Annotated in this window: 13 protein-coding genes and 1 riboswitch; of the genes, 8 read left to right on the top strand and 5 right to left on the bottom strand. The window is 58.4% G+C overall.

Features of this window, described 5'->3' with window-relative positions; genetic code table 11:
* Positions 1-33 precede the first annotated feature (33 nt).
* Both ACFFSY_RS08440 and ACFFSY_RS08435 read left to right on the top strand, forming a co-directional pair.
* Complete coding sequence (locus ACFFSY_RS08440; protein WP_377492757.1) at positions 34-1542, top strand: DHA2 family efflux MFS transporter permease subunit; 1509 nt, start codon at positions 34-36, stop codon at positions 1540-1542.
* A gap of 323 nt (positions 1543-1865) precedes the next feature.
* Positions 1866-3995: a methyl-accepting chemotaxis protein gene (locus ACFFSY_RS08435; protein ID WP_377492755.1), complete on the top strand. Its 2130-nt coding sequence runs from the start codon at positions 1866-1868 to the stop codon at positions 3993-3995.
* Positions 3996-4171: 176 nt separating this feature from the next.
* On the opposite strand, the gene ACFFSY_RS08430 is transcribed toward ACFFSY_RS08435, so the two are convergent.
* A complete protein-coding gene (locus ACFFSY_RS08430; protein WP_377492753.1) occupies positions 4172-5509 on the bottom strand; it encodes a 5'-deoxyadenosine deaminase in 1338 nt (445 codons plus the stop codon).
* 64 nt (positions 5510-5573) lie between these two features.
* Positions 5574-5673: riboswitch (purine riboswitch) on the bottom strand.
* A gap of 292 nt (positions 5674-5965) precedes the next feature.
* Entirely contained in the window at positions 5966-6613 is a 648-nt protein-coding gene (trhA, locus tag ACFFSY_RS08425) for a PAQR family membrane homeostasis protein TrhA (RefSeq protein WP_377492751.1), read from the bottom strand.
* Between the two features lie 250 nt (positions 6614-6863).
* On the opposite strand from trhA, the gene infC reads away from it, so the two are divergent.
* Entirely contained in the window at positions 6864-7355 is a 492-nt protein-coding gene (infC, locus tag ACFFSY_RS08420) for a translation initiation factor IF-3 (protein WP_377492749.1), read from the top strand.
* 228 nt (positions 7356-7583) lie between these two features.
* Here the strand turns inward: infC and thpR are convergent, their stop codons facing one another.
* Complete coding sequence (gene thpR / locus ACFFSY_RS08415) at positions 7584-8186, bottom strand: RNA 2',3'-cyclic phosphodiesterase (RefSeq protein ID WP_377492747.1); 603 nt, start codon at positions 8184-8186, stop codon at positions 7584-7586.
* 175 nt (positions 8187-8361) lie between these two features.
* Between thpR and ACFFSY_RS08410 the strand changes: the two genes are divergently transcribed.
* Positions 8362-8598 carry a hypothetical protein gene (locus tag ACFFSY_RS08410; RefSeq protein WP_377492745.1) on the top strand — a complete coding sequence of 79 codons (237 nt, stop codon included), beginning with the start codon at positions 8362-8364 and terminating at the stop codon, positions 8596-8598.
* A gap of 116 nt (positions 8599-8714) precedes the next feature.
* Here the strand turns inward: ACFFSY_RS08410 and ACFFSY_RS08405 are convergent, their stop codons facing one another.
* Positions 8715-9329, bottom strand: a complete 615-nt coding sequence (locus ACFFSY_RS08405; RefSeq protein ID WP_377492743.1) for a PH domain-containing protein — start codon at positions 9327-9329, stop codon at positions 8715-8717.
* Positions 9330-9451: 122 nt separating this feature from the next.
* Complete coding sequence (locus ACFFSY_RS08400) at positions 9452-10195, bottom strand: MBL fold metallo-hydrolase (protein ID WP_377492741.1); 744 nt, start codon at positions 10193-10195, stop codon at positions 9452-9454.
* A 657-nt stretch (positions 10196-10852) separates the two neighbouring features.
* On the opposite strand from ACFFSY_RS08400, the gene ACFFSY_RS08395 reads away from it, so the two are divergent.
* From ACFFSY_RS08395 to ACFFSY_RS08380, 4 genes are all read left to right on the top strand, one after another.
* Positions 10853-11197, top strand: coding sequence for a metal-sensitive transcriptional regulator (locus ACFFSY_RS08395; RefSeq protein ID WP_377492849.1), 345 nt, complete (start codon positions 10853-10855; stop codon positions 11195-11197).
* A gap of 18 nt (positions 11198-11215) precedes the next feature.
* Positions 11216-11419: a copper chaperone CopZ gene (gene copZ, locus ACFFSY_RS08390; protein ID WP_377492738.1), complete on the top strand. Its 204-nt coding sequence runs from the start codon at positions 11216-11218 to the stop codon at positions 11417-11419.
* A 109-nt stretch (positions 11420-11528) separates the two neighbouring features.
* Entirely contained in the window at positions 11529-13784 is a 2256-nt protein-coding gene (locus tag ACFFSY_RS08385) for a heavy metal translocating P-type ATPase (RefSeq protein WP_377492735.1), read from the top strand.
* An 18-nt stretch (positions 13785-13802) separates the two neighbouring features.
* A complete protein-coding gene (locus ACFFSY_RS08380; RefSeq protein ID WP_377492732.1) occupies positions 13803-14816 on the top strand; it encodes a DUF8832 domain-containing protein in 1014 nt (337 codons plus the stop codon).
* Positions 14817-15267: the final 451 nt, after the last annotated feature.

Genomic DNA, 15267 nt, shown 5'->3' with positions numbered 1-15267 from the left:
TACATTAAACAGAGAGTGAGAGAGGGAACAAACATGAGTCAAGCTATAACGCAAACGCTGCGGAGGGGACCGATCGTCGCCTCCCTGCTGATCGGGGCTTTCGTCGCCCTGCTCGCGCAAACGCTGCTGAACGTCGCGCTTCCGAAGATCATGGCGGATTTGAGCGTCAGCGCCAATACGGTGCAATGGCTGTCTAACGGCTATATGCTCGTCAACGGGGTTCTGATTCCGGTCAGCGCCTATCTGATTAGCAAATTTACGACGCGGAATTTATTTATCACCTCGGTTTCTCTATTCGTTCTCGGAACGATCCTGTGCGCCATCGCGCCAGGCTTCGAGACGCTGCTGGCCGGCCGTCTCGTGCAAGCCGCCGGCGCAGGTATTCTGATGCCGCTCATGTCGATCGTCTTCCTGACCATCTTCCCGGTCGAGGAACGCGGCAAGGCGATGGGCATGATGGGTCTTGCGATGATCTTCGCCCCTGCGGTCGGACCGACGCTGTCCGGCTGGATCGTCGAGCATTACTCGTGGCGCGTACTCTTCTACGTGGTGCTGCCGCTGTCGCTGTTCGCGCTGATCTACGGCGCGATCTCGATGAAGAACGTGACGCGCAACGTCGACTCGAAGCTCGATACGCTCGGCGTCATTCTGTCGACGCTCGGTTTCGGCGGTCTGCTGTACGGCTTCAGCGACGCCGGCAAAGACGGCTGGGACAGCGCGATCGTGCTGACTTGTCTCATCGTGGGCGTCGTCTCGCTGGCGTTGTTCGTCTGGCGCGAACTCACCGTCGACAAGCCGCTGCTGGAGATCCGCGTGTTCTCCTACGGCATGTTCTCGCTGACGACAGTCATTAACGTTATTATCACGATGGCGATGTTCTCGGGCATGATCCTGCTGCCAATCTATCTGCAGACGATCCGGGGCTTCACGCCGCTCGAATCCGGCTTGCTGCTCCTGCCTGGCGCGATTCTCATGGGTATCATGTCACCGATCACCGGTATTATTTTCGATAAAATCGGCGCACGTTGGCTGGCGGTCGTCGGTCTGATCATCACGACGATCACGACGTACGAATTCAGCAAGCTGACGGTCGATACGACGTACAATCACATGCTCTTCATGTACACAGCCCGCATGTTCGGGATGTCGATGCTGATGATGCCAATCCAAACGGCGGGCATGAACCAGCTGCCGGCGCGGCTGAATGCGCACGGCTCGGCGATGTCGCAGACGCTCCGCAACGTGGCGGGCGCGCTCGGCACGGCGCTGCTGGTGACGATCATGTCCAACCATGCTGCGGACCGGGTGAAAGAACTCGTGATCGCCGGCCAAGTCGATCAGACGGACAAAGTCAAAATGGGCGCGATCGTTCAGCAAGCAACGGTAGATGGCATCAACCACTCCTTCGTCGTCGCGACATGGATTACGATTGCGGCGCTCGTGCTGGCCTTCTTCATCCGTAAGGTGAAGCCGCATCAGGAGAGCAACACCGTTCAAGAAGCGGGCGAGACAGCAACGCCTGCTCCTACACCGGCGAAATAACCGATCGAATCGGGCAATCAACCCTCGAACGCGACTATCCGCGGTCGAGGGTTTTTTTGCAAAAAAAATTTAGCCATTAAATTCCTATATGCTTATTTAAAGGTGAGTTTCGTGATAGAATATTAGTCGAAACTACCTAATTCGACATACATAGTCATAGGTTGACAATCTTCTAGCATAGGCATTACTATTTTTAATGTTAAGTTTCGTGACATCAATGTAATACAGAAGAAACTGCTTGTAGCCTGGCATGATGATGAATAAAAGATGGGGTGGCGAAATTGCGGTTGAAGGAGCGGCTTAACGCAAGTAAGCGGTTGAAGATGCTAAAGTCATGGGGGAACACAGCCTCGGCGAAGGCGCGCCCGCTCGTGCGCGTGGCGGTCCGCAAGTGGAAAGAAGCGAACGTGGGCCGGAAGATCAGGGAGGTAGAATTCAAAGGCGGGTTGAAGTTTTTGCACTCGGTCGGCTTTAAGCTGTTTACGACGATATTCGTCGCGATCGTCGCCTTCGTGCTCGTCGTCGGATCGTTCTCGTACTCGATCGCCAAGAATATGCTGGAGGATAACGTATCCGCCGCTAGTGAACAGAGTGTTATGCTGACTGGCGACAAGGTCGACGCGACATTAATGCGGTACGAATCGCTTGTCTCCTCCATTCTGATGGAATCGGACATCATCCAACAAGCACAGGGCATGATCGCCGCGAAGGGGGACGCGCAGCGGATGGCCGCGGGGCTCGTCCTGAAGCAGCGTCTGCAGGAGCGGCTGCTCTCGGATGGGGACGTGCTGGGCGTATCTCTCTATACGCTGCAGGGCAATCAATTCCTTCATATGGGCAATACGGCCAATAACGTCAAGTACGTCGCCGGCGAGAACTGGTTCAGATCTGCGCTGAAGAACAAGGATAAGATGGCGTGGAGCGCTGCGAAGAACGGCGAAGTGCCGGTCGTAACGATGACGCGTCTGATTAAGAATCCGGCGACGAGCTCCGACCTGTACGTCATCCAGCTGGAGATGAAGGCGGAAGCGCTGGCTAAGCAACTGGACGTGAAGCTGGGCGAATCCGGCGGGCTCAAGCGGATCGTACGCGAGGATATGATGGTCATTGCCTCCACGGATCTGACGGAAGTCGGCAAGCGAGCCGATATCGAGATGCCGAAGGAGAAAGCGGCCGCCGGCTCGTTCAACGACAAAGTGCAGGGCGAGGAAATGATCATGCTCTACCAGAACCTGACGGCCGTGGAAGGATGGCTGGTCGTCGGCAGCTTCAGTTCGGAGGAGCTGGTTGCGCAAGCGGATCGAATTTTCAATTTCGTCGTGATCATGGCGGTGCTCGCGGCGGTGCTGGCCATCGGGATTGGCTGGTTCATCGTACACAAAGTCGCCCGCCCGCTCGTGCAGCTTAGTATGCTGATGAACGAGGGCGAGCAGGGCAATCTGACCGTTCGCTCCGACATTAAAGGCAGGGACGAAATCGGGCGACTCGGAATGAGCTTCAACGTTATGATGGAGAATATTACGAAGCTGGTCACGCGTACGAATGAATCGGCCCTGCATGTACTGAAGACCGCGCAAGAGCTGGCTGATGCTTCCAAGCGGACCGCCCAAGCGGCGAAGGAAATTTCCACGGCGACTGAAGAGATCGCCGGCGGCGCGTCCACGCTTGCGATCGAAGCCGAACGCGGCCAATCGCTGACCGACGCGATTAACGAGCGTGTTGTGCGGACGATCCATGCCAACGACGAGATGGGAGCTTCCGCGGAGGAAGTACGGGCAGCCAGCGCGCGAGGAACCGATGCGATGAAGGTGTTGATCGTGCAGACGGACAAGACGGAGGAGATGACCCGCGCGCTCGTCGAGAAGGTCGGCAAGCTCGGAGACAGTGCGAAGGCAGTCGACCAGATCTCGGTGCTGCTGAACGACATTACGAAGCAGACGAATGTCCTTTCACTGAACGCGACGATCGAGGCATCCCGCGCCGGGGAGGCCGGGCGCGGCTTCATGGTCGTGGCGGGCGAGATCCGCAAGCTGGCTGAGCAGTCCAAGTCGTCCATCCAGACGGTCAGCAAGATGGCGAAGCAAATCCAGCTGGAAGTGGCCGAGACGGTGTCTTCGCTCTCCGAGGTATATCCGATGTTCCGCCAGCAGGCGGTGTCCGTACAAGAAGCGGACGTCATCTTCGGCAGCGTGCAGGAGCGCATGGGCAGCCTCTCCGCCAAGCTGTCGGAAGTCACGACTTCGGTCCAGGAGCTGGAGCAGACGCAGCGCCAGCTATCCGAGACGATGAGCGGCGTCAGCGCCGTTGCCGAGCAATCGTCGGCCTCCTCGGAGGAAGTGGCATCGCTTGGCAGCGAACAGCTTGGCGTTAGCAACAATCTGGTCGAGCTGGCTGACCGCTTGCAGGAACTCTCCGGCGAGCTGAAGACGATTATCGGCGAGTTCAAGTTCTAAGTTGAGAAGGGAGGCGGCGTTTGCCGCCTCTTTGCTTTGGGCTGCAACGCCGCTAAGCCGCTGCTCGGGTTCATGCCTGGCAGCGGCTGCTTTTCTATTGAATAGATGTGCGTATTCCGTTCCCGCGGCGGCCTATAAGACCGGGGCGCTCGTTATACGTTGCGGCGAGCGAGTCGTCAGGCGATCGTCGTGCGGCTGAGCAGGCGCTTGATCGCACGGTCCGATTCGCGCAGGACGATGTCTTTATCGACGGTGGCCATGATGCCCTGATGCATGACGGTCTTGCCGTCGATGATCGTCGTCTCGACGTCGGCTCGGGTTGCCGAGTAGACGATGCGCGAGATGGGATCGACGTCGAAGGATGGGAAGGTGTGGAAGTTGTACAGGTTCAAAATGGCCAGGTCCGCCTTCTTGCCGACCTCGAGACTGCCGATCTGATCGGCTAGGCCGACCGCTCGGGCGCCGCCGATCGTCGCCATCCGGAATACGGTGCGCGCGTCCATCGCCGTCGGGCCATGAACGGGCTTCTGGATGAGGGCGGCGAGGCGCATCTCGTTGAACATATCCAGGTTGTTGTTGCACGGCGCGCCGTCCGCGCCCAAGCTGACGGAGACATGCGTATGCAGCAATTCCGGCGTCTGCGCAATGCCTGAAGCCAGCTTCAAGTTGGAACCCGGACAGTGGCTGACGTGCACGCCGCGCTCCCGAAGGATGCGTTTCTCTTCGGCATCCAGCCAGATGGCATGGGCGAGGATGAGCCGTTCGTTGGCCAGCCCGATATGATCGAGATACACCACGTTGCGCATGCCGGTCTCCGCCTGCACGATTTCGATCTCGCCCTGGTTCTCCGAGGCGTGCGTGTGCACCTTCACGTTATAGGAAGCGGACAGATCGCGCACTTCCGTGAGCAGCCGTTCCGTACAGGAGATGACGAAGCGCGGCGAGAAGGCGTATTGGATGCGGCCGTTGTCGTGTCCGTGCCACTTCTCGAGCAGATCGACGCTCTCTTGGATGGAACCGGCCGTCTCTTCTTGCAGCGCGGCCGGAATGTCGCTGCTTTTGCGGTCCATCATCACTTTGCCCGATAGGGCGCGGATGCCGCTCTTGGCGATCGCTTGGAACGCCGAATCGGTGTGGTGCACGGTCTCCATATCGACGATCGTCGTCGTGCCGCTGGCGATGAGCTCCCCGATGCCGAGCATCGCCGAGTAATAGAGCGACTCCTCGTCATGCGCGGCCTCCAGCGGCCAAATCCGTTTGCGCAGCCAATCCATTAACTCGAGGTCGTCCCCTTTGCCGCGGAACAGCGTTTGGCATAGATGGATATGCGTTTGGACGAAGCCGGGAATGACGGTGCGGTTCGTGGCATCGATGACGCGGTCGACAGGTCCCGGATTCAGATTTGCTCCGATTGCCGCAATGCGGTCGTTCTCGATCAGGAGATCGCCGTGGATGATCTCCTCCGCTTTGTTCATCGTGACGATCTGCGCGTTCTTGATCAGCAGTTTGGACATGGGCGGTTCCTCCTTTAGTGAGCGGCACCTGGCCAGCGGGCATGAAAAAAGCCACGAAAAATACGCTGGCGAGCATATTTTTCGTAGCTAGAAATTTACGGTTTCTAAGTAGAGACCCTTAATCCGATTATTAAGGTTATACGAAAGTTGACGTATTCAGTTGCCGTTATTGATGTCATATTAATCCAAATGGAGACAATGTGTCAAGTTTGGGTTAGGAAATATGTCATTAAAGTGTGGGATTGCGAGGCTGTATGTGTTGCTAACCGCGTTTTTCGAATAATTGGTTGTTGGCCTGAGAGATAAAGTAACGTCGCGTGCCGTTATCAGGGCGCTTCTACAGATTACTCGGATGAGGCGGCCGCTATACGTGTCCTTACAACCAAAAATCCCGCTCTCCGCAAACGAAGCGGCGAACGGGATTCTCGCGGGTAAGACCGCGAACGGCCGGGAGATCTAGGCAGCTGGCAGCATATACAGCAGCACCGAGAAGAAGTGCAGCGCGGAGCCGGCCAGCACGAACAGATGCCAGACCGCGTGGTGGTAAGGGAAGCCGCGCCAGACGTAGAAAATCGTACCGACGGTGTAGCAGATGCCGCCCGCGATGAGCAAATTCAGCCCGCCTGCCGGCAGGCTCGCGGTTAGCGGTCCCCAGGCGAAGACGATCAGCCAGCCCATCGCAATGTAGAAAATCGTGGAGGTGAAGAGAAATCGCTTCGTGAAGAACGACTTGAACACGACGCCGACGAGCGCGATGCCCCACACTAGCCCGAACAGCGTCCAGCCAAGCGGGCCGCGCAGAATGCCGAATAGAATCGGGGTATACGTGCCGGCGATGAATAAATAAATGGACGAGTGATCCATGATTTCGAAGAAGTCTTTCAGCCGTCCCTCCGGGAAACTGTGTACGAGGGTGGAAGCCGTATAGAGCAGCAGCATGGTCGAGCCGAAAATGGTAAAGCTGACGACATGCCAGGCACTGCCGTGCAGACTGGCGTAGACAATGAGCAGCACGAGCGCCGCGACGCTCAGAAGCGCGCCGATGCCATGGGTAATGGCGTTGGCGACTTCTTCCCGGCGGCTGTAGGTATACGTATTGGCCATCCGATTCACTCCGCTTCCTAAAATATAAACAGGGTTAAGTACGGTCGAGGCTGCCCGTCCGGGTGCCTTATTTCCGCCTAAGGGTCTTGTATTTCTCCGGAATGAAACGCGCGGCGCCGCAAAGACGGCGCAGCCGGTTCACCTTCATTATACCATATGGGCGACCCGATGCCGAAGTGCAGCCTGCCGCCTCGACAGAAGAGAGCGAGATCGTTCATAATAAGGGGAAAACGGTGGGAGGACAGGCAAGATGATCATCATGAATGAGAAAATCAAAGCGTCGGAGGTGCATCTCACCGGCGTGGACGGGGAAGATCTTGGCGTCATGCCGCGCGAGGAAGCGCTGGCGCTGGCGAAGAAGCTGAAGGTGGATTTGGTATGCACGTCGCTCATGAGCAGTCCGCCGCCGTGCAAGCTAATCGGTGCGGGAGCGGCCAAGCAGCAGGCGCAGAAGGACAAGCAGGCGGAGCGCCGTCAAGAGCAGGGGGCGAAGGTAAAGGAGCTGCGGCTGACGCCTCATATCGAGGAGCACGATTATGATACGAAGAAGCGGCAGGCCGAGAAGCTGCTCGCATCCGGACATGCCGTGCAGCTGGTCGTGAAGCTGTCCGGCAGCAAAGAGGGACAGCAGGCGCGCGAGCTGCTGGAGCGGCTGACCAAGGAGTTGGTCGCTTTCGGCACCCGCGACAGCGGCATCCAAGTGAGCGGCAAGCAAGCCGCCGTGAAGGTTAATCCGAAATAAGGAAGCAGGGAAAGGCCGATTTCGCGCCGTATTGGCGGAGTCGGCCTTTCGTGCGTTCTCGGGGGGCAGCCCATACTCTTAAAGCATGGGCGAAGGCTGATTAGAATGGCCATCCGCAGCGAGCGATCCGGCGGCGGATTCTGCCGCGAATGGTTCGAATCGATCCAAGGTGGTCATGCCCGCGGTGAACCGAAGGCGCGTCTCCATGTGCGCCCAAGTGACACCGGGCTACCCGCCTCCGGCTTGTCCAAGCGGGAAGCGGGCTAGCGGCTCGTACATCGGCTTGTGGTTCAAGCGGCTGCGATAGAGCACAATATCGGCGGCCTCCCAAGCGAACGGTCTGCCGAGCGGGTCTGCAGGCTTGCCATAGGCCCCGAGCGTATCCGGCTGCATCGGCGTCTCGCCTCGATATTCGCGGGCGACGGTCAGATGCGGGTGGAAGGGACGGTTGTCGGGCACGAAGCCGATGCTCCTCATGGCATCGGCGACGCGGCGCTGGATCTCGTGCAGCGGCTCGGCGCCGTCCCCGCCGATGCCGGCCCATAGAATGGCCGGCGACGCCGGTCGTCCGAACGTGCCGAGGGAGCCGGCCGTCAACGCGAGCGATGGCCCTTCGTGATCGGCCGCCGCGGCAGACAGTTTCCGGGTTATTTGCTCCAGGCGGTCGGTCTCCGTATTGCCGAGAAATTGCAGCGTAATATGCAGGTCCTCCGGGTGGGTCCATTTGCGAAAAGGCAGCTCGCGCACAAGCGGCGCGCACCAAGCGTGGATCCCCGATTTGATCGGCTTGGGCAGCGAGATCGCGACGAAGAGACGGTGCGATTCCGTCATGCGAATCATCTCCTTCACGGGCTAGGATGCCCAAATGTGGTTCCAAGATTGCGCCTCTATTAGGCATATCCGGCCGCAACCATTCCTGGGTTAAGGGCGTTTAAGATACAGGAGAGTATGGTGAAAAAATGCGTATTCCGTTCGTGGAACGGTTTTACTAGGAGGCGAATAAGGGATGGAGCGTTCCACTTTGCATCAGACACAGCCGGCCGAGCAAGTCGGACAAAACCTGTTGGATGACACGCACGTGCTGGAACAGCTGTCAGGCAGCCAGCGGATCGAAGGCGGCGGGCCGCCGCGTCCCGTCGATTGGCAGGCGATGCCGGGCACTGTCCGGTTATTCGGGTATTTCTTTATCGCAGCTTTCGCCGCGTCAATGGTCGGCGTGCTCGTCGTGACGCTGTGGAAGTGAAGGAGCAGCGGGCACTATCGCCACGAAAGAAGACCGTGTCCTCACCGGAGGAACACGGTCTTTCGCATTTAGTATGGAAGGAAGTACGGGCTTAATGCGACAATCATTACACGTTGTTAACGGTTAATGTACCGCTCAAACACGTGCGTATAGTCCTTCACTTTATATTGCTTCTGCGCCGCGGTCAGCCAGTCGAACGCGGATTGGTTAATCGCGTTAAATTGCTCGGCGACGTTGATGTCGGCTTTCTGGATGTGGCTGACCGTCGAGGCGGCCATGTCTAAGCTCTGGCGAGCGAAGTCGAGCGCGATTTCGTTCTCGTGCGTAATCTCGGCGATGCGAAGGAGCGCTTTGTACAGGTCCTTCACTTCTTCGATATGCTTCTTGTGCACGTCGATCGAGAGCGTCGTGCTGCCGATCGTGAATTTGATCTCGACGTCGAGGTCGACCGTGCCTGCCGTCTCCAGCGTAACGTTGGAGATGCGGTGCGTGCCGTACGGATAACGCTCCAGCGTCCGCTTCTTGCTCATGGCGCTTGTGCCGTTCAGGTGGACAAGGGCCAAATTCGTGAAACAGTATTCGTCGGCCTTGGATTTGATCAGGAAGAAAATTTTCTCGTTGTCTTCGTGAAAGACGTAATCGTCCGCATCTACCTTATCGTAGTTCTCGGGGCGAATTACCGCGCCTACATCGCTTAGGCCGAGCATATCGGCAGCCACTTTACCAAACATCTACCCGTTCCTCCTTGGTATATCCAACTGTGGTGTGCATTGCTATTGTAGCATACGGGGTGGAAGTGAAGGCGTTTCCTTCCCTATAGATTTGTTAAAATTCGGCAGGTGTTATGGTGCGACTATCTGACCGTCAGTTGAGCCAGCTCCTTCAGGCGCGCGGCGGCATTGCCGGCATATGACCCGCCATGGTAGCAGATGATGGTCTCGATCTCATAGCGGCACAACTCGCGGACGGATTGAAGGGCGGCTTGCATATCCCATGTCAGCGCGGGCGAGGATATCTGCAGTTCGCCGTCTTCGATGAGGAGGGCATCGGCGGCGATCAGCGTTCTGCTGGCGGGATGATACAAACTGAGGTGGCCCGGCGTATGGCCTGGCGTTGGAATCACGGTGACGCCGCCGCCATATGGAAGCGTCTCGCCGCCGAGCAAGAGCCCAGTGACGTCGGCACGCGGCGGATTGGCGATTAATCGTTTGAACGGCGCGCTCATCTCCTCGGGCCAACTATCGATGCCTTTCAGCGCATCGCCGCTAAGCTTGAGCAGCGTCTGACGGCCTTCGATGAAGGGCTGCTCGAACGGGTGGGCCAATATTTCCAGCTGGTTCGGTGCTGCCTGCAGCAGTCCCGGCAAGCCGCCGATATGGTCGAGATCTTGATGGGTGACGATGACGGCGGTTAATTGTTCGAGTGATGAGCCTGCTTCCCGGATGGCTTGCTCCAAGAGCGGAAGTTGGCCGGGGTACCCGGCGTCGACGAGCACGGCGGATTCGCCGTCCTGCAGCAAGACGGGATGGATCGTGCGTTCTTCGCCGAGCAAATGAGCGGTGAGGGTGAGCATGGTGACTGGATTCGAATAATGCATCGCAATCGCCTCCAATAATCGGGATGGTTCTTCTACGACTACTAGAATAGCGGCAAAAAGCCGTTGTGTAAACAAAATATTTTATTATAACACATAAAATTAATTTTGTCAATATAAATTTATTTCGCCACCCCAAAACCATAAACCCTTCGAGAGTCTCCTCCCTCGGTCCCGGTTTTGGACGATGGAATGAAGATTCAGCGGGTTCCCGCTCGGCGTCTTCGGTATAAGTTCGCACGATCAGCGGGGAATTTATTTGCGAAGAGGACCAAAGAGATACCCCTTGGGTGTGTGCGTGAAGCCTATTTGCGACAGTGGTCCAGCACCAGCCTGAACGATAACGAGAGTGCAGAGGGAACTCTCACTCCCATCATCGGTTTGCCAACTACGCGATATTCGTTACCCGCACGACTGCCCGCATCCTTACAGATGGAGAAGACCGGCGAGCGTGAGCAAAAGCGGACACAATCGAGGCGAAAGGATAAATGGCGCGCGATTTCGCGAATGCCCGAATACCCGCATGGTCGCGTCCATATACATAACCGGGGCGAGGATCGGACAGCGTAGGGGAAGAGGCTTGAAAAAGTTGGTTTCGCCCGTTGACATACCCTTGGGGGGTATTGTATATTTGATTCACGAGGTGAGCATGCTATGAACATGGAAGATAACAACGTAGTCACTGCGGAGTGCGGGCACGAATCGTGCGGTCACGACTCCGGCGGCGAGCGCAAGAGCCATCATTCGGACAAAACGAAGTCGAATTTGATCTCGCGCCTGAATCGGATCGAAGGACAAATTCGCGGCGTGAAAGGTTTGATCGATCGGGATGCCTATTGCGACGACGTACTGAACCAGATCGCCGCCATTCAGTCGGCGCTCAACAGCGTCGGCAAGCTGCTGCTGGAAGGACACATGAAGAGCTGCGTCATCGAGCGGATCCAAGCGGGCGACGACGACGTTATCGACGAGCTGCTCATTACCGTGAAGAAATTAATGAAATAGGAAGCGGAGGGCTGTACGATGCAGCGCGAAACATTGAAAGTGGAAGGCATGTCCTGCGGACATTGCGTAAGTTCGGTCGAAGGTGTCGTGAAGAAACTGGGCAATGCGGAAGCGAAAGTCGATCTGGCCGGTAAATCCGTCACCGTCGAATTCGACGCGTCGAAAGTATCGCTAAGCGCGATCAAAGAAGCGATTGAGGATCAAGGTTACGACGTGGTGTAACTTGCTTGGCATAGGGAGCCGGCCTCGGAAGAGGCGGCTCCTACATTTAGCTCGAATTTATACCCTACAGGGGTATGGTTCGTTATTATAGATACGGAAGGTGAACCCGATGAGCGAAAGTGTGATGCCGCATGAAGGCGGCGAGCGATTGAGTCCGGAAATCGAACAAATGACCCTGGCAATCGAGGGCATGACATGCGCGGCGTGCGCGAACCGGATCGAGAAAGGCTTGAATAAGCTGCCGGGGATGCAGCAGGCGACAGTCAACTTTGCGATGGAGACGGCTCACGTGGCTTTCGCGCCATCGGGACTTACGATCGATCAGGTTGTCCATAAAGTAGAGCAGCTAGGCTATCACGCTAAGCCGAAGGTCGAGCAGGAGGACGGCGGCGATACGCGGCAGGCGGCGATCCGCAAGCAGCAGGTCAAGTTCGCGATCTCCGCGCTGCTGTCGCTCCCGCTGCTCTGGGCGATGGCGGGCCACTTTTCCTTTACGTCTTGGCTGTGGGTACCGGAGCTGTTCATGAATCCGTGGTTCCAGCTGGCCCTGGCGACGCCGGTGCAGTTCGTGATCGGCGCGCATTTCTACACGGGGGCCTACAAAGCGCTCCGCAGCCGCAGCGCGAACATGGATGTGCTCGTCGCGCTCGGGACGTCTGCGGCGTACTTCTACAGCCTGTATCTGACGATCGAGGCTGCGGCGAACCCGCATCATCATGGCGGCGTGGAGATGTACTACGAGACGAGTGCCGTGCTGATCACGCTGATTCTGCTCGGCAAGCTGTTCGAGTCGCTGGCCAAAGGGCGTTCCTCCGAGGCGATCAAGAAGCTGATGGGACTGCAGGCGAAGACGGCGCGCGTGCTGCGCGACGGTCAAGAGGTGGATGTGCCGGTCGAACAGGTCGTCCTGGGCGATATTTGCCTGGTCCGTCCTGGCGAGAAAGTACCGGTCGACGGCGTCGTGCTCGAAGGCGCATCCGCGGTCGACGAGTCGATGCTGACGGGCGAGAGTATCCCCGTCGACAAACGGGCTGGCGATGCTGTAATCGGCGCGACGCTGAACAAGAACGGCGTCTTGACCGTGCAGGCGACCAAGGTCGGCAAGGCGACGGCGCTGGCGCAAATCATCCGGGTCGTCGAGGAGGCGCAAGGGTCGAAAGCGCCCATCCAGCGCGTAGCTGACGCTATCTCCGGCATCTTCGTGCCGATCGTAGTGGCAATCGCGGCGGCCGTGTTCCTCCTTTGGTATTTCGGCATCGACGCCGGCAATCTGTCCGGCGCGCTCGAGAAAGCAATCGCGGTGCTCGTCATTGCATGCCCATGCGCCTTGGGCCTTGCGACGCCGACGTCGATCATGGCCGGTTCCGGCCGCGCGGCAGAGCTGGGCATCTTGTTCAAGGGCGGCGAGCATCTTGAATCCGCGCATCAACTCACGACGGTCGTCCTCGACAAGACGGGCACGATCACGCACGGCAAGCCGGTGCTGACGAACGTGAAGCTCGAGAACCGCTGGGACGCGTCCGAGCTGCTGTCGTGGATCGGCGCGGCTGAACGCAACTCGGAGCACCCGTTGGCCGAAGCGATCGTGGAGGGCATTAAGGAGAGAGGCGTCACACTCCCGGCTGCAGAGCTTTTTGAAGCGATCCCGGGTCACGGCGTCCGGGCGACGGTAGAAGGGCATGAGCTGTTAATCGGTACTCGCAAGCTGATGAATGAAGAAGGAATCGACGCGTCGGCGCTGCTGGCGGACATGACGGGGCTGGAGGAAGCGGGGCGGACGGCGATGCTCGTCGCGGTCGATGGCCGGCTGGCCGGACTGCTGGCCGTGGCCGATACGATACGCGAGACGTCGAGAGAAGCGGTGGCCCGCCTGAAGGCGATGGGGATCGAAGTCGTCATGATCACCGGCGATAACGAGCGGACGGCTCGCGCCATTGCGAAAGAAGCGGGCGTGGACCGCGTGCTGGCAGAGGTGCTGCCGGAGGGCAAGGCGGCGGAAGTGAAGAAGCTGCAGCAGGGCGGTGCGGTCGTGGCGATGGTTGGCGATGGGATCAACGATGCGCCGGCACTGGCCACGGCGGACGTGGGCATCGCGATCGGCGGCGGGACGGACGTGGCGATTGAGGCCGCAGATGTGACGCTCATGCGCGGTGATTTAAATGGCATCGCGGATGCCATACTGATGAGTAGGAAAACGATGGCAAATATTAAGCAGAATCTGTTCTGGGCGCTTGCTTATAACGTAATCGGCATTCCGATCGCCGCCAGCGGGTTCCTGGCTCCATGGCTGGCAGGCGCGGCAATGGCGCTCAGTTCGGTGTCGGTCGTGCTCAACGCGCTGCGGCTGCAGCGGGTCAAATTTTAAGCGAGAAGGAGATAGGTTATGGTACGCAAATGGCTGGTCGCCACGCTGGCTGCCGCGCTCGTGCTGGGCGTGGCGGCGGGCTGCGCGAAGAAGGAAGAAGGAGGCGCGAAGCCGGCGGCCGCGAAGGCAGGCGGCCACGACGGTCATGACGCCGCGAGCGGAAGTGACGGGGATGGCGACGTCGCGACCGGGGGGGATGGCACGAACGAGGGCGCACCGGCAGGTGAGGCAGCTGGTGGTCATGAGGAGAATGCGGAAGTGGCGGCCAAAGCGCAAGGCGGTCATGCCGGCCATGGAGGCTCCGCGGCAAGCGGTCATGAGGAGAGCGCTGGCGAAGCGGTCAAGACGGAGGCGGCTTGGTCGTATTCCAACGAAAAGCCTGCGCCGGGCGTGGATAACGTGGTGACGATTCAGGTGAAGGACGCGGACGGCAAGGCGGTCGAGAAGTTCGACATCAACCACGAGAAGGAGATGCATCTCATCGTCGTTAGCAAGGACTTGAGCTTCTTCAACCATATCCACCCGGTCTACAAAGGCAAAGGCGAGTTCGAAGTGACGACGGCGTTCCCGGCAGCGGGCGAGTATAAGCTGATCGCGGACTACATGCCTTCAGGCGGCAGCGCGACGACCCAGAGTTCGTGGCTGACGGTTAGCGGAACGCCAGGCGCGCAGGCGAAGATCGCGCCGGACAAGCAGCTGACGAGAACCGTGGCTGGCGTGGAGGTGACGCTTGCGGCGGAGCATTTGATGGCGGACATGGAAGTGGAGCTGAATTTCGCGATGAAGGATGCGGCGACGAAGGAACAGATAACCGATCTGGAGCCATACCTCGGCGCCGTTGGGCACGTCGTCATTCTGAGTGCGGATACCGAGCAGTATTTGCATGTGCATCCCGTTGACGAGAAGGCCAAAGGACCGGACGCGACGTTCATGACGACATTTCCGCACGGCGGCGTGTACAAGATTTGGGGTCAATTTCAACGCGGGGGCAAGACATTCGTCGTGCCGTTCACGGTGAATGTGCCGGATTGATGGGTGAAGGGACGGGCTGTACGCGTATGCCCCGTGTGGGAGGGTGAACGTATAGGGGAGAGGAGCACCGGTTGCCGGCAGGCAGCCGGTTTTTTGCGTGTGGGGCAGTATTTAAGAGGCTCGTGAAGTGTTCGGCAGAAGGAGGGCGAGCGATAGTGAGCTGTAGAGCATTATCGGGTGCGGAAGTGGGCGGAGAACGTGCAATAGTGAGCTGTAGCACACTATTAGGTGTGGAAGCAGGCGGGGGGCGAGCGATAGTGAGCTGTAGAGCATTATCGGGTGCGGAAGAGGGCGGGGAGCGTGCAATAGTGAGCTGTAGAGCATTATCGGGTGCGGAAGAGGGCGGGGAGCGAGCGATAGTGAGCTGTAGAGCATTATCGGGTGCGGAAGTGGGCGGAGAACGTGCAATAGTGAGCTGTAGAGCGTTATCGGGTGCTGAGAACGTGCGATA

The sequence above is a fragment of the Paenibacillus aurantiacus genome (genome assembly GCF_042431225.1).
Classification (GTDB): domain Bacteria; phylum Bacillota; class Bacilli; order Paenibacillales; family Paenibacillaceae; genus Paenibacillus_Z; species Paenibacillus_Z aurantiacus.
Note: the sequence above shows the minus strand (reverse complement) of the source record. Positions and strands in the feature narration are given on the sequence as shown.